Below are 25860 nucleotides of genomic sequence, written 5' to 3'. Positions count from 1 at the left end.
TCCTCACTTTTTCAGCAAGCGCCGATTACTTGCCGCACGGTGCGATCACGACGCGATCGCGACCAAACTCACTGATGTGGCCTTGCACACCGCCGGTGAAGAGGCCGTACCAGACAGCTGGCTTCAGGGCCAGTTCCTTTCTCAGGAACGCGATCGGCTGGTCCGTTTCAATGCAATCGTAGGCCCCTCGACGAACCACACGGCACCCTTCCCGCTTTTCAGCGTCCTTGACGATCGCGGCAAACTCGTCGAGCTGCGGAACGTAAATCCGCACACCGTTACCGTCGCCGTTGACGTGCTCACGCTCGTTGAGCAACGCGGCTTTTCGCGCCCAGAATTCATCGATGTTCAGAACCCGGCGGCCTTCCGCCGCAGCCATGTCCTCGGCCTCCATTGCAGCCTGTAGCGTCAGCGCAGCATCGTCGGCATCGAGTTCGCCGAGTGGACGGAGCTTTCGCGTGAACTCGATGAAATAGCCGTTCGGATCCCGCACGTAGATCGATTCGATGACTTCGTGACGCGTTTCGACGGAAACGTTGAGTCCCTGTGCTTCCAGCTTCGCCTTCCACGCATGAAGCTCCTCTTCGCTTTCGACCTGCCACGCCGTGTGCGTCGCGTCGAACACGTGGTCTTCAGGAGCCGGTGCGCGCTGGGACCGGCCTTCGAGTTCGGCCGGCTGATCGGAGCCCAGATAGTAGAAAAAGGCGATGGTGCTCCCCTTGCCACTATCGAAAAAAAAATGCAGAAAGTCCGGATGATTCGACGGTCCCCAACCCCGCGCGGAGATCACGTGAATCAGTTGTAGTCCTAATTTGTCACGATAAAACTCAACGGTTTCCCGGAGTTTCCAGGTCGGCCGCGCAGTATGGTCGACACCGTTCAGTTTGAGTTGACGCGGGTTTGCGTGGGCAGTCATGCGGGATCTCCAGATTCAGTATTCTCGGCAGGCTCAGAGAGCGGGAAAAGTGTCCTTGAGCCACGAAGCCAGTTGCCGGCCGGCCTCGAGCCGCCCCGGTTCTTCTTCGGGCGACAGGGCGCGTCCGTGATGGTCGCCTCGTACGCGCAGGTGGCGCTTGTTCGAAGAGGCAATGGAGGCGTAGATCTTCTTCACGTCGCCCGGGAAGCAGGCCTGGTCCCCGGTGTACTCGACGACAAGCACGGGCTGAACAATCGACGCAGCCGTCTTTTCCAGCGTCGCATTGGACGACAGGCCCGACCACGTCGACAGCCAGCTTTCCGGCGTGCATTGGCGCGCAAACCCGACTGCGCCGTAATTGGATACGTAGGGATCGCTACCCCACAGCGAGCCGAACTTGCGGTCGGAGGGGTCGATGGACAGATCGAAGCAACGCAGATCTGCATCGGTACGCCATACGTTGATGATCGGCGTATGCGACGCGATCCGGCGGTCTTCGACCGAAGCGGCGCTGCCCGCCTCGGCCATCCTTTTCCGGGCCGACATGCGCAGCGCGATAAGACGCCGCGCGTGTTCGTCGATGCGGGCAACGCGCTCGCGCTGTGCAGCGCGATAGCGCTCGACGAAGCTCGCGTCATAAGTCGTTGCGCCGGCGCCGGCAAACCCGTTCCCGGGATTGAGTGGATCGAGCGCGGGATCGACTGCCAGCGGGTCGTATTCGCTGACGACGGACGGATCGATGCAGTTCATCAGCAGTGCGCCCTGACCAGGGTGCGGACCGGCGAACACGACACCATCGACCTGGGGCATCTGCAGATCAGCCAGGCGCGTCGGCTTGCCGGCTGGGGTGCGGCTCGTGCGCTGCTCGGGCTGACATCCCGACTGCTGCACGTAGTACGCGTAGAGCCCCGCACCGCCGGAATTGCCCAGCAGCACGATGCGGCGGTACCCGCGCGACTTCAGGTACGTCAGTCCCGCGGCGACATCGTGCAACGCGAATTCATGCTCCAGACGCAGATCGTTCCCGACCGAGCGAGGCGACTGCGACCAGGCCGCATAGCCCGCGCCCACGATGTCCGGGATCAGATAGTGGCAGGCCATGAACTCGCGCGGGTGCATGACACACACCACCGTGTCGGTCGGCGTCGACGGCTCGTAGAGCGAGCCGCCCGTCGCGGCGCCGTCTGCCGTGCGCAGCACGACGTTGGTCGTCCGCGTGCCTTGCGGCACGTCTCGCGGGTTCCAGTCGGTATTCAGAAAGCCGGCGGTCGCGCCGGCTGCCGGGTTGCGGGTCGTGGTCATCTGTCTTGCCGCGGCGAAGCGGCACCCTCGTTTGATCGTGAGTCGATCATACGAGAATTAGACACTACCGTCAAATTTTCGACGATATCGTTAACCCTTCCCGGTTGACGCTACTGTCAACGCGTCCTATTTCGATCCGGATGGCAGATGGCCGATCTGCCGCTCCAGGACGGCCATTGCGTCCCGCATCTGGCTCATGGTCTCCGCGATCGTGACCGGTCGCGCCCGCGGCGCCTTGACCTTGAGCAGGCCACGAAGCCCCAGTTCGGCAATGGTGGCCGCCACCTCGCGTGCCGGCACTTCGCCGCCCGCATCGAACCACCACGCACACCAGTTGCACATGCCGATGATGGAAAACGCGGCGACATGTGCATCGATCGGACGAAATACCCCTTCGCGAATACCGCGCTGGATCACATGGACGAAATGGGCAAGCACCCCGCGCCGCGCATCCTCTGCCGCCTTGCGGTGCGCCTCCGGAAGGCTACTTTCGCTGCGCTCGACTACGCGAAACTGCAGGGGCAGCGAAAGGATGAGTCCGGCGTGCTGGATGATCAGTTGCTGTAGCGCCTCTTCGGCCGGAACGTCGTCGCGCATCGAGATCGATGCCGACAGCTCGCTTGCCTTCTGCGTGACGTCTTCCGTCAGGGCCTCCAGCATGGCTTCCTTGCTGCGGAAGTAGTGATACACCGCTGTTCGTGTCAGGCCCGCCGCATCGGCGACGTCCTGAATGTTGGTCCCGCCAAAACCTTTCGAAATGAAGAGCAGGCACGCCTCCTCGAGGATTGCCTGCCGCTGCGCGGCATTCCGGGTGATTCGTTCCCGTGTCGTGGTCGTGTTGTCGCTCATGTAAATGTCCATTGGTCGTGCCGCATCAAGGCGCTACAACGCGTAAGTCTACCCGCGCGCTGTAAGGCGCCCGGGCGCGAAATGCTCAGCGCACCAATTTCGTCTGGCATTTCAGGGAAAACGATAGTGGTATTGACACTAACGTCTATAAATTTGACTATAGTGTCGAATACAGCCAGAATGCGTCCACACTTCCTTCCTTCGTCAAGAGCTGGTTCGGTCGCCTGGGCAGCGGCGACGCCAATGTCGATGTCGAACCGCCGGGCGAGCACTTATACATGGGTGAGACATGGTATTTCTCCAGAACGCATGGCACATGATCGGCTGGACCAGCGAGCTTAACGAAAAGGGCTTTCTCCATCGCACGATCGCTAACGAGCCGATCCTCGTTTACCGTCTGCAAAATGGCACGCCGGCAGCGATCGCGGACCGCTGCGCACACCGTTTTGTGCCATTGCACATGGGCACGCAGGTTGGCGACCTGATCCAGTGCGGCTATCACGGCCTCTGTTTTGACAAGGCCGGCAACTGTGCAAAAAACCCCGTCGACGGCGCGCCGATTCCCAAAGCGGCAAAAGTGAAGGCGTATCCGGTACTCGAACGATTCGGCGGATTCTGGGTGTGGCTCGGCGACCCCGAGGCGGCCGACGAGAGCGCCCTGCCCGACTACGCGTTCCTCACGGATCCCGCGCGCGCCGCGGTGCAGGGCTACATGGTGACCCAGGCCAACTACCAACTGGCCATCGACAACCTGACCGACCTCACGCACATCCAGTTCGTGCACGGCGAGTATCAGGGGTCCGAAGCGTTTCCACGCATCAAGAACGAGGTCAAGCAGGACGGCAACACGATCTACACCTACCTGACCTTCCCGAACGGCAAGGTCCCGATGTTCTACGCCAATGCCGTCTCGGACCCGGACAAGCTGATCGACCTCGTCTACGAGGTGCGTTGGGATCCGCCGTCGAACGCGAAGCTCACGGTCCGCGGCTATGAAGTCGACGACCGCGAAAAGATGCTCTTCGAGATTCAGAGCGCGCATATCGTGACGGCCGAGTCCGAGTTCACGTGTCACTACTTCTTCTGCAACAGCCGGGATTACGCGGTCGGAGATCCAGAAGCGGATCAGAAGGTGCGTGACTGGCAGCGCATTGGATTCGTCGAGCAGGACAAACCGATGCTGGAAGCCCAGCAGCGGTCCATTGGATCGGTCGACATCATGGATTTGCACCCTGTCTTGCTCGGCACCGACAGTGGCGCGATCCGCGTCCGACGCACTTTGGCGAAGCTGCTTGATGCCGAAGTCGCGGCGCGGAACAGGCCGGTCGCCACAACGACCTGACACAGGCTGGCTCGGCGCATGCAGGCCTCCTCCCGCATGCGCTTGTAGAACCTTACTCAATCTCCATGGAGCGGGCGCGAAAAAAAATAAATGCCAAAATAATAATTAGCAAAACGAACTTAAATGAAGTCTGGAGACATCGACAATGAAGAAGCTTCATGCAGTCATCGCAACGCTAGCTTTCGGATCATCCGCGGCATACGCGCAGGTTTCAACTTCGAGCATATCGCTCGTTGGGAGACTGGACGACGGGATCGTTTACCAGACCGGCAAGACCGGGGGTTCGTCGGTAGGCATGGCAGCCAATATGTGGCTTCCTTCGTTGTGGGGTCTGCGGGGACAGGAAGATCTCGGCGGCGGTCTGAGCACGGTATTCAGTTTCGCGTCCACCATCATCGTCAACACCGGGGCGGCTGCGAGCACCCAGAAGCTTTTCGACCGCAACGCTTATGTCGGGCTGACCTCGAATGACTGGGGGACGCTTACGTTCGGACGGCAGGTCAATACGCTCGCCGAACTTTTTTACGTGACGGACCCGCTCAACGCCAACAACTCGGCAACGAACATGAACGTTCGGCTCGGCTACCTGGGCGGACCGGGCACCACGATCCAGAGCAATTTCGGCCCCAATCCCGGGGTTGCCGGCGCCAGTCTTGACCGTGTCGATAACGCCGTGAAGTACCAGATCCGCAAGTACGGTTTCACCGGCATGGCGATGTACGCCTTCGGCGGGATCGCGGGCCAGTTTTCGAATAACAGTGCTGCTGGCGCGATGGTGGGCTACGACGGCGGAGCGGCAACGCTCAGGGCGTCCTATATGCAATACAAGGACAACATCGGAACGCTCTTCTTCGCCTATGCAGGAGGCGCTTCCTACAAATGGGGAGGCTTGACGCTGCGGGCGACGTTCACCCAGAACCGGATCGACAGCGGCTTGAACACGCCCGCCAGACCCTACCGGAATATGCAGACCCAGGTCCTTTCCGGCGGCGGAGACTGGCTCATCACACCGGCATTCGACCTCTACGTCGCTTACTACCGTGGCAAGCGAACTCAGGACGGCGCACCCGATGAGGTCGCCAACAAATTCTATGTCGTCCCCAGCTACTTCCTGAGCAAGCGCACGACGATGCAGCTCGTGGGCGTGTACGAACGTCTCAATGCGAACGGCGCAGCCCTCGACACGGGCACTCCGCTCGCCCAGGGAGCGCGTTCCTCCGTGTACCTCGGCGTCGGCATGACGCACAGCTTCTAGTCGTGCACAGCCGGAATCTCGCAACAAACAGCAGGAGATTGTCTTGAAAGTTACTGTAGTGCGAAAAGTGCAAGAAGCGACCGACATCTGCCGCTACGAGCTGGCGAGAATGGACGGAGCCTCTTTGCCGGCTTTCTCGGCCGGCGCTCACATTGATGTCCATGTCAATGCAGACACTGTGCGGCAATATTCATTGTGCAATCCCTCTCACGAGACGCACCGGTACGTCATCGCTGTGTTGCGTGAGTCCGCTTCCAGAGGTGGCTCGGAGTCCATGCATCGGGACGTGAATGAAGGCGACGCCCTGACCATATCGGAGCCCAAGAATCACTTCCCCCTGGCACGCGATGCCGAACGAACCCTCCTCATTGCCGGCGGCATTGGTATCACGCCGATTCTTTGCATGGCTCACCGGCTCTCGCATATCGGTGCGCCGTTCGACATGCATTACTGCGTGCGCTCGGCGGATCGCATGGCATTCCGCTCGACGATCGAGCAATCTCCGTTTTCATCTCAGGTCGCCTTCCACCTGAGCGACGACGACGAGGCGCAGCAGTTCGATGCATCGACGGCGCTCGCCAGCCCAACGCCTGGCACCCATCTTTATGTCTGCGGCCCGAAGGGCTTCATGGACATGGTCATTCAGACCGCGCGCGCGCAGGGATGGGGTGAAGCCACGATACATCGCGAGTATTTCGCGGGCACCGCTGCCGACACCTCATCGGATCAGCGCTTCAGCGTGAAGCTGGCGAGTTCTGGCCAGGTCATCCCGGTATCGCCCGATGAATCGGTTGTTCAGGCGCTTGCGAAGTGCGGCGTCGAGATTCCCGTGTCCTGCGAGCAGAGTGTATGCGGCACCTGCCTGACACGGGTACTCGGTGGCGAGCCGGACCATCGCGACGTCTATTTGACCGATGTGGAGCACGCGGCGAACGATCAGTTCACGCCTTGCTGCTCGCGGTCCAGATCGGGGCTGCTGGTTCTCGATCTCTAACTCGATCCACACAACCTTTTTACAACAAGCGCAAGAGTGCCAAACGCTCGGAACGGCGCACCCGGAGAAGATGAAAATGGAACTGTCAAAAGCGCGTAGCCGGTTCCCGGACGCGAAATCGATCCATGGCGCGCAGTACATGGTGGTGATGCTGTGTGCACTGTGCATGGTCGTTGACGGCTTCGATGTTCAGGCCATGTCGTACGCGGCGCCCGCCCTGATCAAAGACTGGGGAATCGGCAAGGCCATGCTCGGCCCGGTTCTGAGCGCCGGCCTGTTCGGCATGCTCGTGGGCTCGGTCCTGCTCGCAGGTATCGCCGACCGCATCGGCCGCCGGCCAGCATTGATAGCTTCTCTGATGTGGGTAGCAGTCCTTATGGCTTTGACATCCATCGTTCACACGCTCGGACAACTGGTGGCAATCCGCTTCATCGCGGGGCTCGGGATGGGGGTCGTCGTTCCCAATGCGCTCGCGTTGGGAGGGGAATACAGTCCGAAGCGCCTGCGCACGACGCTCGTGATGGTGGTCTCTTCCGGCTATGTGATCGGCGGAGTCGTAGGCGGAGCGATCGCTACGTTTGTGATCAAACCATTTGGCTGGACCGGCGTCTTCTACTCCGGTGCGATTCTCACCGGCTTCCTCGCACTGCTGATGCTGATCCTTCTTCCGGAATCGTTGCAGTTCCGGCTGTTGCGGCGTCCGAACGACGACAAGACGGTCGACCTGATCCGGAAGTACCGGCTCGACGACGAGTTCAACCAGACTGAGCAGTCGGCACGCAAGGAAAGCGCGCTGAAGGTGGTGTTCGGACATGGACGCACGCGCCCCACTGTTCTGCTCTGGCTCGCGAGCTTCTGCAACATGCTCAGCGCGTACTTTCTGGCTGCGTGGATCCCGCTTCTGATGAGCGCAATCGGATTTTCGGCCGGTGCCTCGCTGCTTACCGGCATGGCGTTCTGGGGTGGCGGCCTCATTGGCAACTATCTGCTGGGCTATCTGATCGACCGCTTCGGATATGGCTGGGTCATGTTCGCCAACTTCGTGCTTGGCGGACTGTCTATCGCGGGACTTGCATTCTTCACCCATCAACCGGAAATCGCCGTCCTGTGCATCATGTTCGCTGGCTTTAGTGTCTTCGGCGGCCAGTCTGGGCTCTACGGCATCGCAGTGGTCTTTTACCCGACCAAAGGGCGCTCGACGGGTGCCGGACTTGCATCCGGAGTCGGACGTGTCGGGGCGGTGCTCGGTCCGGTTCTGGGAGGGTATTTGCTCTCGCGCTCGTGGACCGCGGACCAGATCATCCTTGCCTCGGCTGGGCCGACGCTCGTGACTGCCCTGTCGATAGCCCTGCTTTCATCCATTTCCCGTTCGGACGACCCCTGCGCCGTATCGGCCCCTTCCGTCGGGACGCAATCGTAGCGCGAGCATCGGGACCATTAGCTGCCTGCAGCGGCGTAAGCGGTAAACGTTCTGGCTCCCTGGTTTATCGCGCCTTGATGGTTCCAGCCTCGCAAATCACGAAACTAGAGGGGCTAGTAAGGAGCAAGTTCGATCGGCGCTAACTACCTCGGCGTTCCCTGTCCGTACGAGTAGTATCGCCACCAGCCGTGAACCTCTAATCCTTGGCGGAAGGCAGACAGAGTCGAACTGTCCCGGGAACGGCTGACGTCCCCAACTGGGTTTGAAGCCCAGCCGCACCACCCGATACGATTGCCTTCCGTTGCAAAACGACGATGAACACGCAACAAACGCGAACCGCGCATCAAACCCAATCACGCATGCGGCTATCGGGCCTCAACACATGTAAATCGCGTTGAAACCGAGTATATCCAACGCGATCGAAGAACTCCAGAATCTGGATCGCGCGCTTGCGGCCGAGTCCCGTAGCATCGCGAAACGCCGCCGCGCTCACGCCTTGCGATTGCGGCGTTTCGGCCAATTGCGCCACCAGACGCGCAAGCTCGTGAATCACGTCGCGATCGTAGAACAGATCGCGCATGACCTGATACAGCTTGCCAAGCCGCGCCAGTTTGCGCAGCAGCGCGCGCACTTTTTCCTCGGATTCCCGTACTTCGCGTGCGAGGTCGCGCACCCATGGCGGGTCGTATTCTCCTTGTGCGAGCAACGGCATGAGTCGCGCGGCGAGCGCTTCCTCACCGGCATCGAGCGAAACCGCATGCGAAGGCAGATGCAGCCACGGCCCGCTGCGCGCGATACGTCCCGCATCGATGAGCGCGTCCACGGCCGCGCGCCAGATCTCCTCGCTTGCAAGCGGCGCCACCATGCGCCGCAGCCGCGCAGCGTCCGGTCCCTGCTCATCGGGTATGCGCGCATGGAATTCGCCCAGCACCTCGACAATGCGCGCAGCGAGGCGTGTCCAGTGCGCGCGCGCGAGCACGACGGATTCTGCGGTCCGCCCTTGCGAAGCGATCACGACCGCGTCGTCGGGCAGTGCAAGCGTGTCCGCGTCGAATCCGGTCAATTGCGTGAGCGTCGCACGTGCGAGCCCGTATGGCGCCTGTTCGATCAGCGCGTCAATGCGGCCTTCATCCAGCCATGCGCATAGCGCGTCGAGCCACGCACGGCGCTCCGGCGTGCGCCTGCGCCGCGCAGGCCCGAATGGGTCGAGCACGCGCCCGCCGCCCACGGTGCGGCTCGCCTGCGCGTTGCGCACGATGAAGCGGTCGCCGGGCATCGCGTGCAGCGGCGCATCGAAAACCAGTTGCACGCGGGCTTGCTCCCCCGCCGCGAGCACATCGCCTTCGAGCAAGGCAATATTCGCCACGCGGTGCATCGTGCCCAGATGCACATGCAGCGGCGACCAATGTTCAAGCCTGATGTCCGCGTCGTCGAGCAATTGCAGGTCGACGTCGAGGCGCGTCGCGGGCTGCGTGAGCCGTGCATCGACGATCCAGTCCCCGCGCGCGATCTGCTCCCGCTCCACGCCATGAAGGTTGAGCGCACACCGTTCTCCCGCTTGCCCCGCCTGCGCCGCGCGATTTTGCGCATGGATGCTGCGCACCCGCACCGGTGCGCCCGCTGGCGCAAGCAGCACATGCTCGCCCGTGCGCACGCGCCCCGCGAACACCGTGCCGGTCACGACCGTGCCCTGCCCCGTCAAGGTAAAGACGCGATCCACGGCAAGACGGAACAGACCGTCGTCGCGGCGAGCGCGCCAGTGCGTGGCGCGCTCGCGCAACCAGGCGTCGAGTTGCGCGACGCCCGGGTCGCCCGCCCGGGTCGCCTGCGTTTCGAAGCACGGCGCGCCCGCCAGCGCGGTTGGCGCGAGCCACGCGGCAATGTCCGCGCGCACCTCGGCAAGGCGCGCCGGGTCCACGCGATCCGTTTTGGTCAGCGCGATCGCACCGTGCCTGACGCCAAGCAATTGCAGGATCGCGAGATGCTCGCGCGTTTGCGGCATCACGCCGTCGTCGGCGGCAATCACCAGCAGCGCGAAGTCGATGCCGCATGCGCCGGCCGCCATGGTGTGCACGAGTTTTTCGTGCCCCGGCACGTCGATGAAACCGAGCACCTCGCCGTTCGCGAGCGGCGTATAGGCATAGCCGAGCTCGATCGAAATACCGCGCGCTTTTTCTTCCTTGAGCCGGTCGGTGTCCACGCCGGTGAGCGCGCGCACGAGCGTGGTCTTGCCGTGATCGATATGCCCTGCCGTGCCGACGATCACAGGCGCAGCTCCGCGAGTTGCGCGACGAAAGCGGCTTCGTCTGCGTGTTCGAGGCAGCGCAGATCGAGCCGCAGCGCGTCGTCGGCAATGCGGCCAATCACGGGACGCGGCAAGCCGCGCAGCGCGCGCTCCAGTTTGAGCAAGGCACGGCCGCCGCCGCCCTTGCCGCTGTGGCGCGCGACCAGACCGTAGCCCGGCAGCACATCGACCGGCAACGCGCCGCTGCCGATCTGGCTCAGCATCGGCTCGACGCTCACCGCATAGCCATCGCCGAGCGCCCGCTGCAGTGCCGGCAGCGCACGCGTGGCCGCTTCGTGCATCTCGCTCGCGGGACGCGTGAGCAGCCGCAGCGTCGTCAGGCGCTCGCGCAGGAATTCGGGCGCCTGGTAAAGCTTCAGCACGGGCTCGAGCGCCGCGAGCGTGAGCTTGCCCACGCGCAGCGCGCGCTTGAGCGGATGCTTCTTGATCTTTGCGATCAACTCCCTGCGCCCGACGATCAACCCGGCCTGCGGGCCGCCCAGCAGCTTGTCGCCGCTGAAGGTGACGAGGTCGGCGCCCGCTTCGACGGTGGCGCGCACAGTCGGCTCGGCCGGCAGGCCCCATTGCGTGAGATCGGCGAGCGTGCCGCTGCCGAGATCCACGGCAACGGGCAAACCATGGCGCTGAGCGAGCGGCGCGAGTTCGTCCAGCTCGACGCTCTTCGTAAAGCCGCTGATCGCATAGTTGCTGCAATGGACCTTCATCAGCAGCGCAGTGCGCGCGCCGATAGCGGCCTCGTAATCCTTCAGGTGCGTGCGATTGGTCGTGCCCACCTCGCGCAGCCGCGCGCCCGCGCGGCTCATGATGTCGGGAATGCGAAACGCGCCGCCAATCTCCACGAGTTCGCCGCGCGAGACGATCACTTCCTTGCGTGCGGCCAGCGCGGAAAGCGCGAGCAGCACCGCCGCCGCGTTGTTGTTCACGACGGTCGCCGCTTCGGCGCCAGTCAATTCGCAGATGAGTTCGTCGATCAGGTCGTCGCGGTCGCCGCGCTTGCCGGTGGCCAGATCGAATTCGAGGTTCGCGGGCTGCGTGAGCGCTTGCACGACGGCGCGCACGGCAACGTCGGGCAGCAGCGCGCGGCCCAGATTCGTGTGCAACACCGTGCCGGTCAGATTGAATACCGTGCGCAGGTTGTTTTGGGCTCGCGCCGCGAGCGTGCGCTGCGCATCGGCAAGCAGGCGCTCGATGGAAAACGGCGCCTGCGAGTCCGCCTCGATCACGAGCGTGCCGGCCTGCGCCTCGCGCCGCCAGCCGTCCAGCGTCGCGCGGATGGCCGCGAGCACCTGGGTGCGTCCATGCTGCGTGATCAGCGCCTGCGCGTGCGGCGCGGCAATCACGCGCTCCACCGCCGGCATTTGCGCAAGCAATGCATTCAGCGCGCTTTTATCGACCTTCTCGCTCGCCCCCATCATTGCTCGGCCGGCGCTTCGGGATAGAGCAGCGGGTTCGCACTCGCCCGCCGGTAGCCCGCTTCGCTCATCAGCAAATCGAGCGTGAGACTCGCGAGATCGTCGGCGAGCGGCTCGAACTCGAGGTCCTTCTCCTGATAGCCGATCTTGCGATAGGTATGGCATTCGTCGCACGACTCCGCTTTCAAGGCCGGATTGCCCCCTTCGATGCCGTGATACGCAATGCCTTTCGTCGAATCGCAGTTCGTGCACTTCACGCGCACGACGTGATTCTCGGTGCCGCACAAGCTGCATTGCACGTAGCGATAGCCCTGGAATGCGCCGCCCACGCGCACGATGCTCGCAACCGGTTGCACGCCGCATACGGGGCACACGCCTGGCGCATCCACGTAAGGCACCTCTTGCACGCGCAGGCGGCTAGCGAGGTCGGTCCAAACCACTTGCAGCGCGGCCATGACGAACGGCGCCGTGGCCGGTGCCACTTCCGCATGGCGCTGCCCGAGCAAGGCGTCGGCTTGCGCGTCGAGTTCGGCGTCGCTCATCGCACGCAGCGTGTCCAGCACCTTCGCGAGCGCGGGTGTAACCACGCCTGCCGCTTCCACGCGATCCGCCAGGCGGCGCAGCACCGCGCGCCATTGCGGGTCGCGTTCAGTACCGAGCGCGGGCAGGATCGGCATCGAATGGCGCTGCGCATGGGCGAGCGCTTCGTGCGGCGGCATTTGCGCTTCGAGACGCGCGAGCGCCTGCTGCTGCGCATCGACGAGCACCGCCATGAGACGCACATAGCCGCCGATGGGATTGCGCTCTGCCAGCTTGCGCAGCCGCGCGGCGCGCTCGCTGAAATGCGTTGCGCGCTCGGGCAGGCGGATGCGCGGAATCGCGGAGGGATCCTGCGCCTGAATCTGCTCGGGATCGAGAATGCGCTGCGTGGGTTGCGTCACGACGAATCGTCTCCCTTCTCTCCATAACAAAAAGCCGCCGCGCCCTCGCGGGCGGGCGGCTTGTGCAGGACCGCGCGCCTGCTACTTGATGTTCTCGCGGAACCAGCGCGGATGATGCTTTCTCGCCCAGCCCCAGGTCACGTACCCGCGCGTCATGGCGCGAATCGAACCTTTAACCCACAGCGCCGCATAAATGTGCACGACGATGCCCACGATCAGCGCGAACGCCGCGCCCGCATGAACGACCGCGGCCCAGCGGATCAGCGTGACGGGAAAGTACAGCGAGAAGTAGCGCCGCCAGATCACGATGCCGCTCACGAGCAGCAGCACGAGACAAACCACCATCACGAAGAATAGCAGCTTCTGTCCCGCATTGTAGCGGCCGACTTCGGGCAGCTTGTCTTCGCGGTTGTTCAGCACATCGCCCATCTGCCTGAGCCATTGCCGGTCATTCGCATCCAGATAGTTGTGATGCCAGAAGCGCAACGCAAGCAGCATGAACGAGATGAACATCACCACGCCGATGAACGGATGCAAAATGCGCGTCCATTGCCCGCCGCCGAACAACGCGGAAAGCCAGAACATCGCCGGATGAAACATCGCGAGACCCGAAAGTGCGAGCAGCACGAAAGTGATCGCGGTGATCCAGTGGTTGGTGCGCTCGTTGGCCGTATAGCGCTGAATCAGTTGCGGTTCATCGTTATTCATCGCCGCGCTCCTCGGGTTCGCCACGCATGCGCCGCGCCTCGTCGCGCGCGGCCTGCTCGTCCTCGGCATTCACATCGTTCGGCCCCACCCGCGTGTAGTGGAAGAAGCCCGCCACCGCCGCGAGCGCGATGCCCGCGAGCGCGAGCGGCTTGGCCACACCCTTCCACAGCCGCACGAGCGGGCTGATGCGCGGGTTGTCGGGCAAGCCGTGATACAGCGAGGGCTGGTCCGCGTGATGCAGCACGTACATTACGTGCGTGCCGCCCACGCCCGGCGGATCGTAGAGCCCGGCCTTGTCGAAGCCGCGCTCCTTGAGGTCGACGATGCGCTCCGCCGCGTGCTGCTTCATGTCTTCCTTGGTGCCGAACACGATCGCACCGGTCGGGCAGGTCTTCACGCAGGCGGGTTCCTGCCCCACGGCCACGCGATCGGAGCACAGCGTGCATTTATAGACGCGATGATCCTGCTTCGACAGGCGCGGAATATTGAACGGGCAGCCCGTGATGCAATAGCCGCAGCCGATGCAGTTTTCCTCGTGAAAATCCACGATGCCGTTCGTATACTGCACGATCGCGCCCGGCGATGGGCATGCCTTGAGGCAGCCCGGATCCTCGCAATGCATGCAGCCGTCCTTGCGGATCAGCCATTCGAGGTTGCCGTTCGGGTTCTCGTATTCCGTATAGCGCATCACGGTCCACGAGTGCTCGGTGAGATCGCGCGGGTTGTCGTAGACGCCCGCGTTGATGCCCACCTCGTCGCGCAGATCGTTCCATTCCATGCACGCGGTCTGACACGCCTTGCAGCCAATGCACTTGGTGACGTCGATGAGTTTCGCGACCGCGCCCGTGGACGGCTCGCGCACGCCGGGCGGCGGCGTGGTGGTGGCCGACTGGCGCTTGATATCGAGCGATTGCAATGCCATGTCGTCCCCCTATGCCTTTTCCACTTTCACGAGGAACGACTTGAACTCGGGCGTCTGCGAATTGCCGTCGCCGACGGGCGGCGTGAGCGTATTCGTCAGATAGCCGGGTTTGGTCAGCCCCGTGAAGCCCCAGTGCAGCGGCACGCCTACGTGATGCACCTTCCTGCCGTCGATGGTGAGTGCCTTGATGCGCTTGGTGACCACCGCCACGGCAATCAGGTAGCCGCGATTGCTCGACACCTTCACGCGAGCGCCGTCGACTACGCCCACCTCCTTCGCCAGTTCCTCGCCGATCTCGACGAACTGCTGCGGCTGAATGATGGCGTTCAGCCGCGCATGCTTGGTCCAGAAGTGGAAATGCTCGGTGAGCCGGTACGTGGTGGCAACGTGCGGGAACGATTGCGCCGTCGAGAACGTCTTGCGGTCGTCCGGGAACACGCGCGCTGCCGGGTTGCTCGTAGCCTGCGCGTTGTTCGGGTGGAACGGGTTATAGCCGAGCGGGTTCTCGAAGGGTTCGTAGTGCTCGGGAAATGGCCCTTCGTTCAGGCCGTCGCGCGCGAAGAAACGCGCGACGCCTTCGGGGTTCATGATGAACGGCCCCATGCCGAGATCGGGCGACTCATCGATTTTGTAGTCGGGCACGTCCGCGCCGGTCCATGCGCTGCCGTTCCAGCCGATCAGCTTGCGGGTGGGATCGAACGGCTTGCCGGACGTATCGCACGAGGCCCGGTTGTACAGCACGCGGCGGTTCGCCGGCCACGCCCAGGCCCAGTTGAGCGTCTGGCCGATGCCGGTGGGATCGGCGTTGTCGCGCCGGCCCATCTGGTTCCCCGCCTGGGTCCACGCCCCGCAGAAGATCCAGCAGCCGCTTGCCGTGGTACCGTCGTCCTTGAGCTGCGCGAAGCCCGAAAGCTGCTCGCCCTTCTTCACGAGCACCTTGGTAGCATCCTTCGGGTCGGTCTGGTCGGCGAGCGCGCGGCCGTTGTATTCCTTCGCGAGCTCCTCGGGCGTGGGGCTCGCCGGATCCGCATATGGCCAGTCGAGCTTCACGATCGGGTCGGGCAGCTTGCCGCCGTCCTTCTGGTACGCCGCGCGAATGCGCAGAAACAGTCCCGACATGATCTCGAGATCGCTCTTCGCCTCGGCCGGCGGCTCCGCACCCTTCCAGTGCCATTGCAGCACCCGGCTCGAACTCACGAGCGAGCCGTTTTCTTCAGCGAAACAGGTCGTGGGCAGGCGGAACACCTCGGTCTGGATCGAGCCGCTATCGACATTGTTGTAATCGCCTACTTTCTTCCAGAACTCCGAAGTCTCGGTGGCGAGCGGGTCCATGATCACGAGCCACTTCAGCTTGCCGAGCGCGGCCAGCGTTTTCGCCTTGTTCGGCGCGGACGCGATCACGTTGAATCCCTGGCAGATATAGCCGTTGACCTTGCCCTGGTTCATCAGCTCGATGGTCTGCATCAGGTCATAGGGCTTGTCGAGCTTCGGCAGCCAATCGTAGCCCCAGTTGTTTTCCTTCGTGGCCGCGTCGCCCCACCACGACTTCATGAAGCTCACGAAAAAGGCGTTATAGCGCTGCCAGTAGCTAAGCTGGTTCGGCCGCAGCGGTTGCAGCGCGCGCTTCTTGATGTAGTCGTCGTAGCTCTGTTCGGCCTCGTTGGGCAGGGTCATGTAGCCCGTGAGCAGATTCGACATCAGCCCGAGGTCGGTGAGCCCCTGGATGTTCGAGTGGCCACGCAGCGCGTTCATGCCGCCGCCCGCGATGCCGATGTTGCCGAGCAGCAACTGAACCATCGCGCCCGTGCGGATCATCTGCGAGCCGATCGAGTGATGCGTCCAGCCGAGCGCATACATGATGGTGCCCGCACGCCCCGGCTCGGCCGTGGTCGCCAACATTTCGCATACCTTGAGGAATTTCTCCTTCGGCGTGCCGCAGACCTTCTCCACCATCTCGGGCGTGTAGCGCGAGTAATGCTGCTTGAGCAACTGATAGACGCAGCGCGGATTCTGCAGCGTGGCGTCGGTATTCACGAAGCCATCTTCGCCGATCTCGTAGTTCCACGACGACTTGTCGGGGTACGCGTGCTTTTGCGCATCGTAACCCGAGTAAATGCCGTCGTTGAACGCGAAATCCTCACGCACGAGGAAGGTGAAGTCCGTGTAGTTCTTCACGTACTCGTGCTGGATCTTGTCGTTCGCGAGCAGCCAGTTGATCACGCCGCCAAGGAACGCGATGTCCGTGCCGGTGCGAATCGGCGCGTAATAATCGGCGACCGAAGCCGTGCGCGTGAAGCGCGGGTCCACCACGATGAGCCGCGCCTTGCGATGCGCCTTGGCCTCCGTGACCCACTTGAAGCCGCACGGATGCGCCTCGGCCGCATTGCCGCCCATCACCAGAATCACGTCCGCATTGCGAATGTCGACCCAATGGTTCGTCATCGCACCACGGCCAAACGTCGGGGCAAGACCTGCCACCGTCGGGCCGTGTCAGACACGCGCCTGGTTGTCAAATGCGAGCAGGCCCATCGAGCGGGCCACTTTATGCGTGAGATAGCCGACTTCGTTGCTGCCCGCCGAGGCGGCCAGCATGCCGGTGGTCAGCCAGCGGTTGACGGTCTTGCCGTCCGCGGTTTTCTCGACGAAGTTCGCGTCGCGGTCTTCCTTGAGCAGCTTCGCGATGCGGTCGAGCGCCTCGTCCCACGAAATGCGCTTCCACTCGTTCGAGCCCGCCGCCCGATACTCGGGGTACTGGAGCCGGTTCGGGCTGTGAATGAAGTCGATCAGGCTCGCGCCCTTCGGGCACAGCGTGCCGCGATTGACCGGGTGATCGGGATCGCCCTCGATATGGATGATGCTCGCGGTGGCATTCTTCGCACCATCGCCGAGACCGTACATGAGGATCCCGCAGCCCACCGAGCAATACGGGCAGGTGTTGCGGGTTTCAGTGGTGCGCGCCAGTTTGTATTGTCGAACTTCGGCAAGCGCATTGTCGGGCGCGAAACCCATCAATGCGAGGCTGGAACCCGCCAGCGACGTTGCCGTGACCTTGAGGAACTGGCGCCGGGACATTTGCAGCATGGTGTGCGTCCTCGGCTTTGGGATTGTGGGTTTTTTCAGTATAAGACGTTTCGAAAGATAGATCCTGTGCCGTGTCCGGGCGCGCTATCCAGGAACCAGGCTTGCTATATTTCCGCAAGGCCCGACGTATTCGTATGAGGCCCGGCGCGGCCATTCCCCCCCGCGCCGGGCACAATGCCGGCAACATGAATCCACCCTTGCCGGAATCCAGGACGTTCAATATGGCAACTCTCCCATCGGAGCGACTCGGCTCCGCCGCGCGCAAGGAAGCCTCCTGGGTCGCGAGCGCGTGCCGGCAATTCATCGCCGACCGCTGCCCATCGCTGGCCGCGAGCATCGCCTTCTATTCGGCGTTCTCGCTCGCGCCCACGCTCGTCATGGTGATCGCGGTGGCAGGCTGGTTCTTCGGCGCCGACGCCGCACGCGGCGAGCTGTACCGCCAGGTCCACAACGTGCTCGGCAACGATGCCGCCGCGGGCGTCACCACCATCGTCGAGAACGCGCACCGTGCGGGCGGCACCGGCAGCATCGCCGCCATGATTTCGCTCGCGATGCTCGCGGTCGGGGCGTCCGCAACCTTTGCGTCGCTCAACTCGGCACTCAATATAGTCTGGCCGCCAATCGGCCCGCGCACCTCCTCAGTGCTCGCACTCGTGCGCCTGCGGCTGATCTCGTTCGGCCTCGTGCTCGGCGTCGCCATCCTGCTGTTCGTCTCCGTCGTGCTGGATACGGTCATCACCTTCGTCGGCCGCTGGCTCTGGGGCGAAACCCCTTTTGTGATCATCGGAAACCTGCTGCAGCTGACAGTCGGGCTGCTCGTGCTCGCCTTTGCATTCGCCGCGCTGCTGCGCTTCCTGCCCGACGCCGTGGTGCGCTGGCGCGATGCCCTGGTGGGCGGCATGGTGGCGGCAGCGCTGTTTTCGGTAGGCAAGAAACTTTTCGCGCTCTATCTGGCGCATGCGGGCATGGCCACGGCGTTCGGCGCGGCGGGCTCGCTGGCCGTGCTGCTGATGTGGCTGTACTTCTCGGCTGCCGTTTTGCTGCTCGGCGCCGAATTCTCGGCGGCCCGCGCACGCCTGCACGATCCACGCGGCGCGTGGGGTTTCCTTGCGCAAACGCCGCCCGGCAGCCGCGCCAAGCTCGCCTCCGTGCTCGCTGCTTCCACGATCGCCCCCATGCGCGAAACCGTCGCGGCCAGCCGGCCGGTCCATGCGGTTCCGATCGGAAACACGGCTCCCGTAGCCGGCTCGCATGCCGGCCGGGATGCCGCCGGGGGGGACGTCCATGGCGCGAGGGCCGCCGATGCACCGCTGCAAGTGATCGGCCAGGTGCGCGCCGAAGGCGGCGCGTTCGCCCGGCACAGCGCCGGCAGCCTGCAGATCCGCCGTTCAGTAGTCAACATGGAAAAAAGCGCCACCGAGGCCGCCGCCCGCACCCTCGTGCGCGCGGGCCGCACGGTGGCCGCCACCAACCGCTATGTCCAGCGCCACCCCTGGCGTTCGGTGGCGCTCGTCGCGAGCGCCGCGCTTGCCGTGACGGCGGCAGCGGGCCGCCGCCGCTCGACCGTCGGGCAGGACTCGCCCCACCCGGGCGATTAACGCCGCCTCTCGTCGGCCCCCGGCCCGGCAACCGGCGGCTCGCGCCGGTACAGCCAGATTCGAAATACGGAGCAACCCGTCCCCGCTTCCAGTTGCTCGGTATTTACCCTTATATGCCTCGCCCGCGGTTGCACGATTTGCGACCCGTTTCGGAACCGGTAATAGCGCCGCACCGGCATTCGCTTCGTTCCGCATCCGGAAGAATCCGTTAGAGCCGGTATTACAACGCGTTCTCCGGATGTGTCAGCTTTTTGCGACAGTCATTTTTTTTCAGTTCTGGAGAATTAGGCCCCTGCGTTATTCTCCGTTCCGCAATGGCATGAATCAATTCAAGCAACAACTAAATATCTGCGTGGAGAAAACCGGATGAAACGAATCGCCCTCTCGACCCTCTCGCTGGCCGTCCTGGCCGTCTCGGGCGCAGCACATGCGCAGAGCAGCGTGACCCTGTACGGCGTGATCGACGAATCGATCCAGTGGGTTGGCAACACGAAGAATGCTGAAGGCCAGAACAAGAACCTGGTCGGTCTGTACGCTGGCAACCTGTCGGGCGACCGCTTCGGCCTGAAGGGCGCGGAAGACCTCGGTGGCGGCCTGAAGGCGATTTTCCAATTGGAAAACGGCTTCAACGTCAACAACGGCAAGATGGGTAACTACAACGGCAACAACCTGCTGTTCGGTCGCCAGGCATACGTTGGTCTGACGAGCGAGCAATTCGGTACGGTCACGCTGGGTCGCCAGTACGACCCGCTGGTTGACATGGTTCAGCCGCTGACCGCCGACAACTACTTCGGCAGCACGTTCGCTACGCCGGGTGACGTCGACAACAACGACAACAGCTCGCGCACGAATAGCGCCATCAAGTACGTGTCGCCGGTGTTCGCTGGCTTCCAGTTCGAAGGCATGTACGCACTGGGCGGCGTTGCAGGTTCGACCGGCTCGGGCCAGAGCTGGGGCGCAGCTGCTACGTACGGCATCGGTGGCTTCAACATTGCCGGCGGCTACTTCCGTCAGGACAACTCGTCGTCGCCGGCCGCCCGCCTCGCAAACGGCGGCTGGGCAGCGAACGCAACGTCGGACAACTTCTTCCAGGACGGCACCCAGATCCAGCAGGCTTACGCTTCGGCGAAGTCGGTTGGCAATGCTTCGGTCGCTGCCCAATACGTCGCAGGTCCGTTCACGTTCGGCGCACGTTACGCCAACGTCCAGATCAAGCCGGACGGCTACTCGGCGTTCCAGTCGACCGAGCGCTTCAACGTTGCTGGCGGCTACCTTGGCTACCAGGTGAACCCGGCTCTGCTGCTCGGCCTGGGCTACGTCTACACGCACGGTGCAGGCGACACGTCGGCTTCGTACAACCAGGTTTCGCTCGGCGCAGACTACAACCTGTCGAAGCGCACCGACCTGTACGCAGTGGCGGCTTACCAGCACGCCAACGGCACGCAGCGCGTCAACGCGACGACGACCCAGACGGCCGGCGCTTCGATCGGCTCGTACGGCTACAATTCGGCTTCGAGCTCGCAAGAAATCGTCAGCCTGGGCATCCGCCACAAGTTCTGATCGGCATGAGCCGGGCTTCGGCCCGGCCAGGCGAAGAGACCATGCAGCAGCTAAAAGCTGCACGCTACACAAGCCAGCCTTCGGCGCAAGCCAAGGCTGGCTTTTTCATTGGCGGCGCGTTTTGCTACGAAAGATCGACGCGCCCGAAAATCCGGCCGCGCGCAACGCGCGGTTCTCGCGGCGCGCCACCAACACCACCATCAACACACCGCCAGCGCAGCCTCATTGCACGTTAGTGCTCCCTTGGAGCACCCTCAGCGCAACCTTGCAAGCGCCGCCCGCGCGTGACGCAAGAACGCCTGCGCCAGCGGCGCCGCGTCCCGGTGCGCGCATCGCGCCACATTGAGCGGCGCCTCCAGTTCCGGCACGAAGCGCTTCACCACCACGCGCGCGCTCGCCCCCGCCGCCGTGAGCGGATCGACGAGCGCGATGCCCATTCCCGCCTCCACCAGCGTCACGAGCGCCTGCGCGAGATCCGCCTCCACGCCAGTCAGACGCATCACGCCGTGCTCCGAGAACAGGCGGTCGATGCGCAGGCGCGCATGCGTTCCCGCCGCATAAGAAACGAAGCGCTCGCCTTCGCAATCGGCGGCGCCAACCGCGCGCTTGCGTGCGAGGCGATGGCCGCGCGGCACGATGCAGCGCATCGGCCATTGCCCAAGACGCTCCAGCCGCACCGCGCGCGGCGCCGCTTCCTCGCCGACGAGCGCCAGGTCGCAGCGCTCCGCCGCCACACGTTCGAGCGCGAGCGCGGGTTCGAGCGTGAGCAGCGTCACCTCCACGCCCGCATGCTCCTGCGCGAACGCCGCGCTCACGCGCGGCAGAAAGTCGGGGCCGAGTTCAGGCGCGCCGGCCACGCACAACACGCCGCGACGCTGCTCGCGGATTTGCGCGGCGGCCTGCACGACGCGCTCGAGTCCGCTAAACGCACGTTCGACTTCCGCATGCAGCGCATGCGCCTCGCCCGTCGGCAAAAGCCGCCCGCGTGCACGCTCGAACAACGCGAAGCCTACGCTCGCCTCAAAGTCGGCGACAAGACGGCTTACCGCGGGCTGCGAAACGCCCAGCGCGCGCGCCGCGCGCGTGACTGTGCGCCACTGCATCAAGGCGCGAAACGCTTCAACCTGGCGAATACTGAGTTCGGAAACTGGCATAACATCAAGGCATGCTATCTTCTTCGAAAGGTCGTTCAAGCATAACTCACCGGAATCTGGCCTGCTGCAAATCCCGTTTTTTATGCAGCATCATGCTCGACGCTCATATATAACATCTGGACATGCCTTGTGCACAGCGTGCTGCGATGCCGTTTCCGCACGCAAATAAAAATCCCCGTGGGCACAAAATGCCAACGGGGATTCTCTGGGTACTCACGCGTGCCGCAGCCAACGCCAAAGCGAGGCCACGGCATGAAGCGTTTAGGCCGCTGCTGCGTCCTTCAGCTTCTTCAGCGCGCGCGCCTTGATGCGCACGGTTGCCGGCTTGGCCGGGAACCAGCGCTCTTCACCCGTGAACGGGTCCTTGCCAAAGCGCTTCTTCTTCGCCGGAACGGCCTGAACGACGATCTTCAGAAGACCCGACAGCGTGAACTCGCCGGCGCCCTTCTTGTGGACCGAACCCAGGATCGTGTCTTCCAGCGCAGCGAGCACGGCCTTCGTGGCCTTCGGCTCGACGCCGGCACGCTCAGCAACGTGAGCAGCCAGCGAGGCCTTCGTGAAGGTGTCCTTGATCGGCGACGGTGCGCCGGACGCCTTCACGGCGACCTTCTTTGCTGCGGCCGTCTTGGTGGCGGGCGCTTTCTTTGCGGCAACCTTCTTGGCCGGGGCAGCTGCCTTTTTGGCCACTTTCTTTGCGGAAGTCGGCATGTTTCTCCTACCAGTGTTGGTCAGTGAATCGACGAAGCACAGCGGAATGCAGATGCTTCAACGGCGGATTCTACAAGCGTGCAAGCGTTTTGCGTGACTCTTTTGCATCGTAGATGCAAATTTGTTGCGCGACGCTGACTGCCGAATGCATTTCGATACTTGTTTACAGGGGTGAACGTGCACCGGCTCGACCCGCTCACGCGCGGCCCGCGCCATCGCGACACGTGCGCGATGCGGCGAAAACGCCACACGTATGGCGGTTTTGGGCAACAACGCCCCCTTCGCGCCACGTCAAAACAAAGTATGGCAGCGGACAAGCGCGTGCATTCGAGCGTCACCGCTGGCAGCTTTTACGTGCTTTTTGGCGCTCCTGCACAGGTATGCGCGCGTAGAGTAACGATGAACGCACCGTCGCCGGCACGGCGCGCGTCTCACTCCTCCTTCATTTCGAGGCATTCTCCATGGCGCTCAAGATCGGCTTTCTGCTATTCCCCAAGGTACAGCCACTCGACCTCTGCGGACCCTACGACGTACTTGCATCGATGCCGGACACGCAGGTTCGGCTCATCTGGAAAACGCGCGAGCCGGTGATGTCGGCGACCGGCATGCTGCTCACGCCCGACACCGTCTTCGACGACTGCCCGCCGCTCGACGTAATCTGCGTACCGGGCGGCAGCGGCGTAGCCGCGCTGCTCGAAGACGATGCCACGCTCGCATTCCTGCGCCACCAGGCGCGCACGGCGCGCTACGTCACATCGGTCTGCACCGGCTCGCTCGTGCTCGGCGCCGCAGGTCTCTTGCACAAGCGCCGCGCCACCACGCACTGGGCTTTTCACTCGCTGCTCGAACCGTTCGGCGCGATCGCGGTGAAAGAGCGCGTGGTGCGCGACGGCAACCTCATCACCGGCGGCGGCATCACGGCAGGCATCGATTTCGCGCTCACGCTCGCGGCGGAACTGGTCGGCGAGGAAGCCGCGCAGGCGCTCCAGCTTGAACTCGAATATGCGCCAGCGCCGCCATTCGATGCGGGCCGCCCGGAAAGCGCGCCGCGCGTCGTGGTGGAACGCGTGCGCGCGCAAAGCGCGGCAACGCTCGAGCAGCGCGCGCGCATCGTCGAGCGCGTGGCGGCAAAACTTCGGGACGCCAGCGCGTGAGCACACCCGCGTCGGCGCGCTGATCTGTTGCGCGATGCGTGAGCCAGGGGCGCATTTACTACCCTCGTTTGCAAGGATCGTATACATTCAATCCGGGGCCGCCGTTCAAACCGGCCCGCCCATGAAGGCGCGGCATCCGCCGCGCTGCGTCGCGCGATCCATGCATTACAAACCCTGAATCCAGCGGTAAAAATCAACCAGGAGGGGTGTTCATGCAGTCCATCACCAGCAAGCTGACTCTCGCCGCGGCCGCCGCCGCATTCCTGCTGGGCGTCACGGCGCCCGCTTTCGCCCAGGACGCCAGCGCACCCGCAGCCACCGCGCAAAGCGCCGCGCCGGCTTCGCAGCCGCTCACCAAAGCCGAAAAACGCAAACAGGCACGCGCGCAACACAAGGCCGAACGCAAAGCAGCGCGCGAGAAGAACAACGCCGAACTGAAGCAACTCGAAGACGCAGGCTACAAGCCCGCCAACAACGACCCGAACTATCCGACGAATCTCCAGAACGCGCAGAAGAAAGCCGCGGCATCCAAGGCGGCAGGCGCGAGCCAGTAAACCGCTTCCTCTCCAGTCTTTTTTCTCGCATGCGGGGACCGGCGCGCAGCTGGTCCTCCCATCGTCCGCCGCTCCCCTCGCTTCTCGTCCCTCGCTCCCAACACACGTTCCAGCGCACCTTCGGCGCACGCCATAACCCGATATGGGACGATCCCGCCCGTCACTGGTCGAGATGGAATCCACGTCATGAACGTACCGAAACCGGAAGCGGGCACGACATTCGCACCCAAGAAACCAGGCTTGCCCATCGGCTTGATCGCGGGCGCCGTCGCGCTCGTCGCCGTGTTGCTGCTGCCGTTGCCCGCGAGCCTGCCCGCAGCGGGTCAGCGCATGCTCGCCATTCTCGCCTTCGCCGTGGTCGTGTGGCTCACCGAAGCCGTCTCCTACGAAGCGAGCGCCATTATCATCACCTCGCTGATGGCGTTTCTCGTCGGCACCGCGCCCACCCTCGACGACCCCTCGCAGCTCTTCGGCACCTCGAAAGCCATCAGCATGGCGCTCGCGGGTTTCTCGAATTCCGCACTCGCGCTCGTCGCGGGCGCGCTCTTCATTTCGGCGGCCATGACCGTCACCGGGCTCGACAAGCGCATCGCGCTCGTCACGCTCTCGCTTATCGGCACCACCACGCGGCGCATCCTGATCGGCGCGATTGCGGTGACCATCGTGCTCTCGCTCGTCGTGCCGAGCGCCACGGCGCGCAGCGCCTGTGTGGTGCCGATCATGGTCGGCGTGATCTCGGCGTTCGGCGTGGACAAGCGCTCGAACATCGCAGCGGGCGTCATGATCGTGGTCGCACACGCCACCAGCATCTGGAACGTCGGCATCCAGACGGCCGCCGCGCAAAACCTGCTCACCGTGGGCTTCATGGACAAGATGCTCGGCGCGCGCGTGACCTGGCTCGACTGGCTGATCGCGGGCGCGCCTTGGGCGATCGTCATGTCGGCCATCCTGTTCGTGCTCGTGCTGAAGATGCTGCCGCCCGAGACCGACGCCATCGCGGGCGGCAAAGAGGCCGTGGAACAGTCGCTGCGCGAGCTCGGCCCCATGACCGGCCCGCAAAAACGCCTGCTGGGCGTCTCCATCGGCCTGCTGTGCTTCTGGGCCACCGAAGGCAAGCTGCACCCCTTCGACACCACCTCGGTCACCTATGTGGGCCTCGTGCTGCTGTTGCTGCCGCGCTTTGGCGTGATGGACTGGAAGACGGTGCAAAGCCGCATTCCCTGGGGCACGGTGATCGTGTTCGGCGTGGGCATCAGCCTCGGCACGGCGCTGCTGGCCACCAGGGCGGGCCAGTGGCTCGGCGACGTCGTCGCGCATCACACGGGCCTCGACAGCGCCGGGCCGTTCATGGCCTTCGCGGTGCTCGCCGCCTTCCTCGTGGTGATTCACCTCGGCTTTGCGAGCGCGACCGCGCTCACCTCGGCCATGCTGCCGATCCTCATCGCAGTGCTGCAATCGATGTCGGGCGACTTCAACCGGCTCGGCGTGACCATGCTGCTCGGCTACACCGTGAGCTTCGGCTTCATCCTGCCGATCAACGCGCCGCAAAACATGGTGTGCCTCGCCACCGAGACTTTCACCGCGAAGCAGTTCGCCCGCGTTGGCATCGTGCTGACCGTGGTGGGCTATCTGCTGTTGCTGCTGTTTGCCGCCACGTGGTGGCGCTGGCTCGGCTGGATCTGATA

General features: G+C 63.7%; 20 protein-coding genes and 1 tRNA gene. 9 read left to right on the top strand and 12 right to left on the bottom strand.

Translation table 11 applies throughout. The annotated features are described in order from the left end of the window. Positions 1–25 precede the first annotated feature (25 nt). The 3 genes from P5W99_RS19965 to P5W99_RS19955 all read right to left on the bottom strand — a co-directional run bounded on the left by P5W99_RS19965 (position 26) and on the right by P5W99_RS19955 (position 3067). Complete coding sequence (locus tag P5W99_RS19965) at positions 26–916, bottom strand: VOC family protein (protein ID WP_421026850.1); 891 nt, start codon at positions 914–916, stop codon at positions 26–28. Between the two features lie 33 nt (positions 917–949). Then, positions 950–2218 carry an alpha/beta hydrolase gene (locus tag P5W99_RS19960; protein ID WP_434664410.1) on the bottom strand — a complete coding sequence of 423 codons (1269 nt, stop codon included), beginning with the start codon at positions 2216–2218 and terminating at the stop codon, positions 950–952. A gap of 126 nt (positions 2219–2344) precedes the next feature. After that, complete coding sequence (locus P5W99_RS19955; protein WP_421026848.1) at positions 2345–3067, bottom strand: TetR/AcrR family transcriptional regulator; 723 nt, start codon at positions 3065–3067, stop codon at positions 2345–2347. A gap of 289 nt (positions 3068–3356) precedes the next feature. Between P5W99_RS19955 and P5W99_RS19950 the strand changes: the two genes are divergently transcribed. The 4 genes from P5W99_RS19950 (at position 3357) to P5W99_RS19935 (ending at position 8078) form a co-directional block, all read left to right on the top strand. After that, entirely contained in the window at positions 3357–4409 is a 1053-nt protein-coding gene (locus P5W99_RS19950) for a Rieske 2Fe-2S domain-containing protein (RefSeq protein WP_421026847.1), read from the top strand. A gap of 145 nt (positions 4410–4554) precedes the next feature. After that, on the top strand, positions 4555–5664 hold the full coding sequence (locus P5W99_RS19945) for a porin (RefSeq protein WP_421026846.1): 1110 nt from the start codon (positions 4555–4557) through the stop codon (positions 5662–5664). A 43-nt stretch (positions 5665–5707) separates the two neighbouring features. Further along, positions 5708–6658 carry a PDR/VanB family oxidoreductase gene (locus P5W99_RS19940; protein ID WP_434664409.1) on the top strand — a complete coding sequence of 317 codons (951 nt, stop codon included), beginning with the start codon at positions 5708–5710 and terminating at the stop codon, positions 6656–6658. A gap of 70 nt (positions 6659–6728) precedes the next feature. Further along, positions 6729–8078, top strand: coding sequence for an MFS transporter (locus P5W99_RS19935; RefSeq protein ID WP_434664407.1), 1350 nt, complete (start codon positions 6729–6731; stop codon positions 8076–8078). Between the two features lie 204 nt (positions 8079–8282). Here the strand turns inward: P5W99_RS19935 and P5W99_RS19930 are convergent. The 7 genes from P5W99_RS19930 to fdnG form a co-directional block, all read right to left on the bottom strand. Beyond that, a tRNA-Sec gene (locus P5W99_RS19930) sits at positions 8283–8378 on the bottom strand. A gap of 43 nt (positions 8379–8421) precedes the next feature. Further along, entirely contained in the window at positions 8422–10344 is a 1923-nt protein-coding gene (gene selB / locus P5W99_RS19925; protein WP_434664406.1) for a selenocysteine-specific translation elongation factor, read from the bottom strand. After that, positions 10341–11798, bottom strand: a complete 1458-nt coding sequence (gene selA, locus P5W99_RS19920; RefSeq protein WP_421026842.1) for an L-seryl-tRNA(Sec) selenium transferase — start codon at positions 11796–11798, stop codon at positions 10341–10343. The genes selB and selA overlap by 4 nt, the downstream gene beginning before the upstream one ends. After that, entirely contained in the window at positions 11795–12736 is a 942-nt protein-coding gene (gene fdhE, locus P5W99_RS19915; protein ID WP_434664403.1) for a formate dehydrogenase accessory protein FdhE, read from the bottom strand. Before fdhE ends, selA begins: the two co-directional genes overlap by 4 nt. A gap of 81 nt (positions 12737–12817) precedes the next feature. Then, complete coding sequence (locus P5W99_RS19910) at positions 12818–13444, bottom strand: formate dehydrogenase subunit gamma (RefSeq protein WP_421026840.1); 627 nt, start codon at positions 13442–13444, stop codon at positions 12818–12820. Next, positions 13437–14366: a formate dehydrogenase subunit beta gene (gene fdxH / locus P5W99_RS19905; RefSeq protein ID WP_421026839.1), complete on the bottom strand. Its 930-nt coding sequence runs from the start codon at positions 14364–14366 to the stop codon at positions 13437–13439. The genes P5W99_RS19910 and fdxH overlap by 8 nt, the downstream gene beginning before the upstream one ends. Before the next feature lie 9 nt (positions 14367–14375). After that, complete coding sequence (gene fdnG / locus P5W99_RS19900) at positions 14376–17447, bottom strand: formate dehydrogenase-N subunit alpha (protein WP_421026838.1); 3072 nt, start codon at positions 17445–17447, stop codon at positions 14376–14378. Between the two features lie 221 nt (positions 17448–17668). Between fdnG and P5W99_RS19895 the strand changes: the two genes are divergently transcribed. Together P5W99_RS19895 and P5W99_RS19890 are read left to right on the top strand one after the other, a co-directional pair. After that, positions 17669–19045 (top strand): YihY/virulence factor BrkB family protein, encoded by a 1377-nt coding sequence (locus tag P5W99_RS19895; RefSeq protein WP_421026837.1) that lies wholly within the window; start codon positions 17669–17671, stop codon positions 19043–19045. Positions 19046–19411: 366 nt separating this feature from the next. Continuing rightward, entirely contained in the window at positions 19412–20605 is a 1194-nt protein-coding gene (locus tag P5W99_RS19890) for a porin (RefSeq protein WP_421026836.1), read from the top strand. Positions 20606–20859: 254 nt separating this feature from the next. Here the strand turns inward: P5W99_RS19890 and P5W99_RS19885 are convergent, their stop codons facing one another. Next, on the bottom strand, positions 20860–21759 hold the full coding sequence (locus P5W99_RS19885) for a LysR substrate-binding domain-containing protein (protein WP_421026835.1): 900 nt from the start codon (positions 21757–21759) through the stop codon (positions 20860–20862). Positions 21760–22020: 261 nt separating this feature from the next. Then, entirely contained in the window at positions 22021–22467 is a 447-nt protein-coding gene (locus tag P5W99_RS19880) for an HU family DNA-binding protein (RefSeq protein WP_035529715.1), read from the bottom strand. A 461-nt stretch (positions 22468–22928) separates the two neighbouring features. Here P5W99_RS19880 and P5W99_RS19875 point away from each other — a divergent pair, with 461 nt between their 5' ends. The 3 genes from P5W99_RS19875 (at position 22929) to P5W99_RS19865 (ending at position 25858) form a co-directional block, all read left to right on the top strand. After that, on the top strand, positions 22929–23621 hold the full coding sequence (locus P5W99_RS19875; RefSeq protein WP_434664399.1) for a DJ-1/PfpI family protein: 693 nt from the start codon (positions 22929–22931) through the stop codon (positions 23619–23621). A gap of 212 nt (positions 23622–23833) precedes the next feature. Then, complete coding sequence (locus P5W99_RS19870) at positions 23834–24175, top strand: DUF4148 domain-containing protein (protein ID WP_421026833.1); 342 nt, start codon at positions 23834–23836, stop codon at positions 24173–24175. A gap of 186 nt (positions 24176–24361) precedes the next feature. Continuing rightward, positions 24362–25858 carry a DASS family sodium-coupled anion symporter gene (locus tag P5W99_RS19865; RefSeq protein WP_421026832.1) on the top strand — a complete coding sequence of 499 codons (1497 nt, stop codon included), beginning with the start codon at positions 24362–24364 and terminating at the stop codon, positions 25856–25858. Positions 25859–25860: the final 2 nt, after the last annotated feature.

Origin of the sequence: Paraburkholderia sp. A3BS-1L (genome assembly GCF_051125215.1) — a bacterium.
In the GTDB taxonomy this organism is placed as follows: Bacteria; Pseudomonadota; Gammaproteobacteria; order Burkholderiales; family Burkholderiaceae; genus Paraburkholderia.
This window is presented reverse-complemented; position numbering and strand designations above follow the sequence as displayed.

What these genes read in the sequence shown, in the direction of transcription:
- P5W99_RS19965 (WP_421026850.1), bottom strand. Translation starts at nt 916, where the DNA reads ATGACTGCCCACGCAAACCCGCGTCAACTCAAACTGAACGGTGTCGAC.
- P5W99_RS19960 (WP_434664410.1), bottom strand. Translation starts at nt 2,218, where the DNA reads ATGACCACGACCCGCAACCCGGCAGCCGGCGCGACCGCCGGCTTTCTG.
- P5W99_RS19955 (WP_421026848.1), bottom strand. Translation starts at nt 3,067, where the DNA reads ATGAGCGACAACACGACCACGACACGGGAACGAATCACCCGGAATGCC.
- P5W99_RS19950 (WP_421026847.1), top strand. Translation starts at nt 3,357, where the DNA reads ATGGTATTTCTCCAGAACGCATGGCACATGATCGGCTGGACCAGCGAG.
- P5W99_RS19945 (WP_421026846.1), top strand. Translation starts at nt 4,555, where the DNA reads ATGAAGAAGCTTCATGCAGTCATCGCAACGCTAGCTTTCGGATCATCC.
- P5W99_RS19935 (WP_434664407.1), top strand. Translation starts at nt 6,729, where the DNA reads ATGAAAATGGAACTGTCAAAAGCGCGTAGCCGGTTCCCGGACGCGAAA.
- selA (WP_421026842.1), bottom strand. Translation starts at nt 11,798, where the DNA reads ATGATGGGGGCGAGCGAGAAGGTCGATAAAAGCGCGCTGAATGCATTG.
- P5W99_RS19910 (WP_421026840.1), bottom strand. Translation starts at nt 13,444, where the DNA reads ATGAATAACGATGAACCGCAACTGATTCAGCGCTATACGGCCAACGAG.
- fdxH (WP_421026839.1), bottom strand. Translation starts at nt 14,366, where the DNA reads ATGGCATTGCAATCGCTCGATATCAAGCGCCAGTCGGCCACCACCACG.
- P5W99_RS19895 (WP_421026837.1), top strand. Translation starts at nt 17,669, where the DNA reads ATGGCAACTCTCCCATCGGAGCGACTCGGCTCCGCCGCGCGCAAGGAA.
- P5W99_RS19890 (WP_421026836.1), top strand. Translation starts at nt 19,412, where the DNA reads ATGAAACGAATCGCCCTCTCGACCCTCTCGCTGGCCGTCCTGGCCGTC.
- P5W99_RS19885 (WP_421026835.1), bottom strand. Translation starts at nt 21,759, where the DNA reads ATGCCAGTTTCCGAACTCAGTATTCGCCAGGTTGAAGCGTTTCGCGCC.
- P5W99_RS19880 (WP_035529715.1), bottom strand. Translation starts at nt 22,467, where the DNA reads ATGCCGACTTCCGCAAAGAAAGTGGCCAAAAAGGCAGCTGCCCCGGCC.
- P5W99_RS19875 (WP_434664399.1), top strand. Translation starts at nt 22,929, where the DNA reads ATGGCGCTCAAGATCGGCTTTCTGCTATTCCCCAAGGTACAGCCACTC.
- P5W99_RS19870 (WP_421026833.1), top strand. Translation starts at nt 23,834, where the DNA reads ATGCAGTCCATCACCAGCAAGCTGACTCTCGCCGCGGCCGCCGCCGCA.
- P5W99_RS19865 (WP_421026832.1), top strand. Translation starts at nt 24,362, where the DNA reads ATGAACGTACCGAAACCGGAAGCGGGCACGACATTCGCACCCAAGAAA.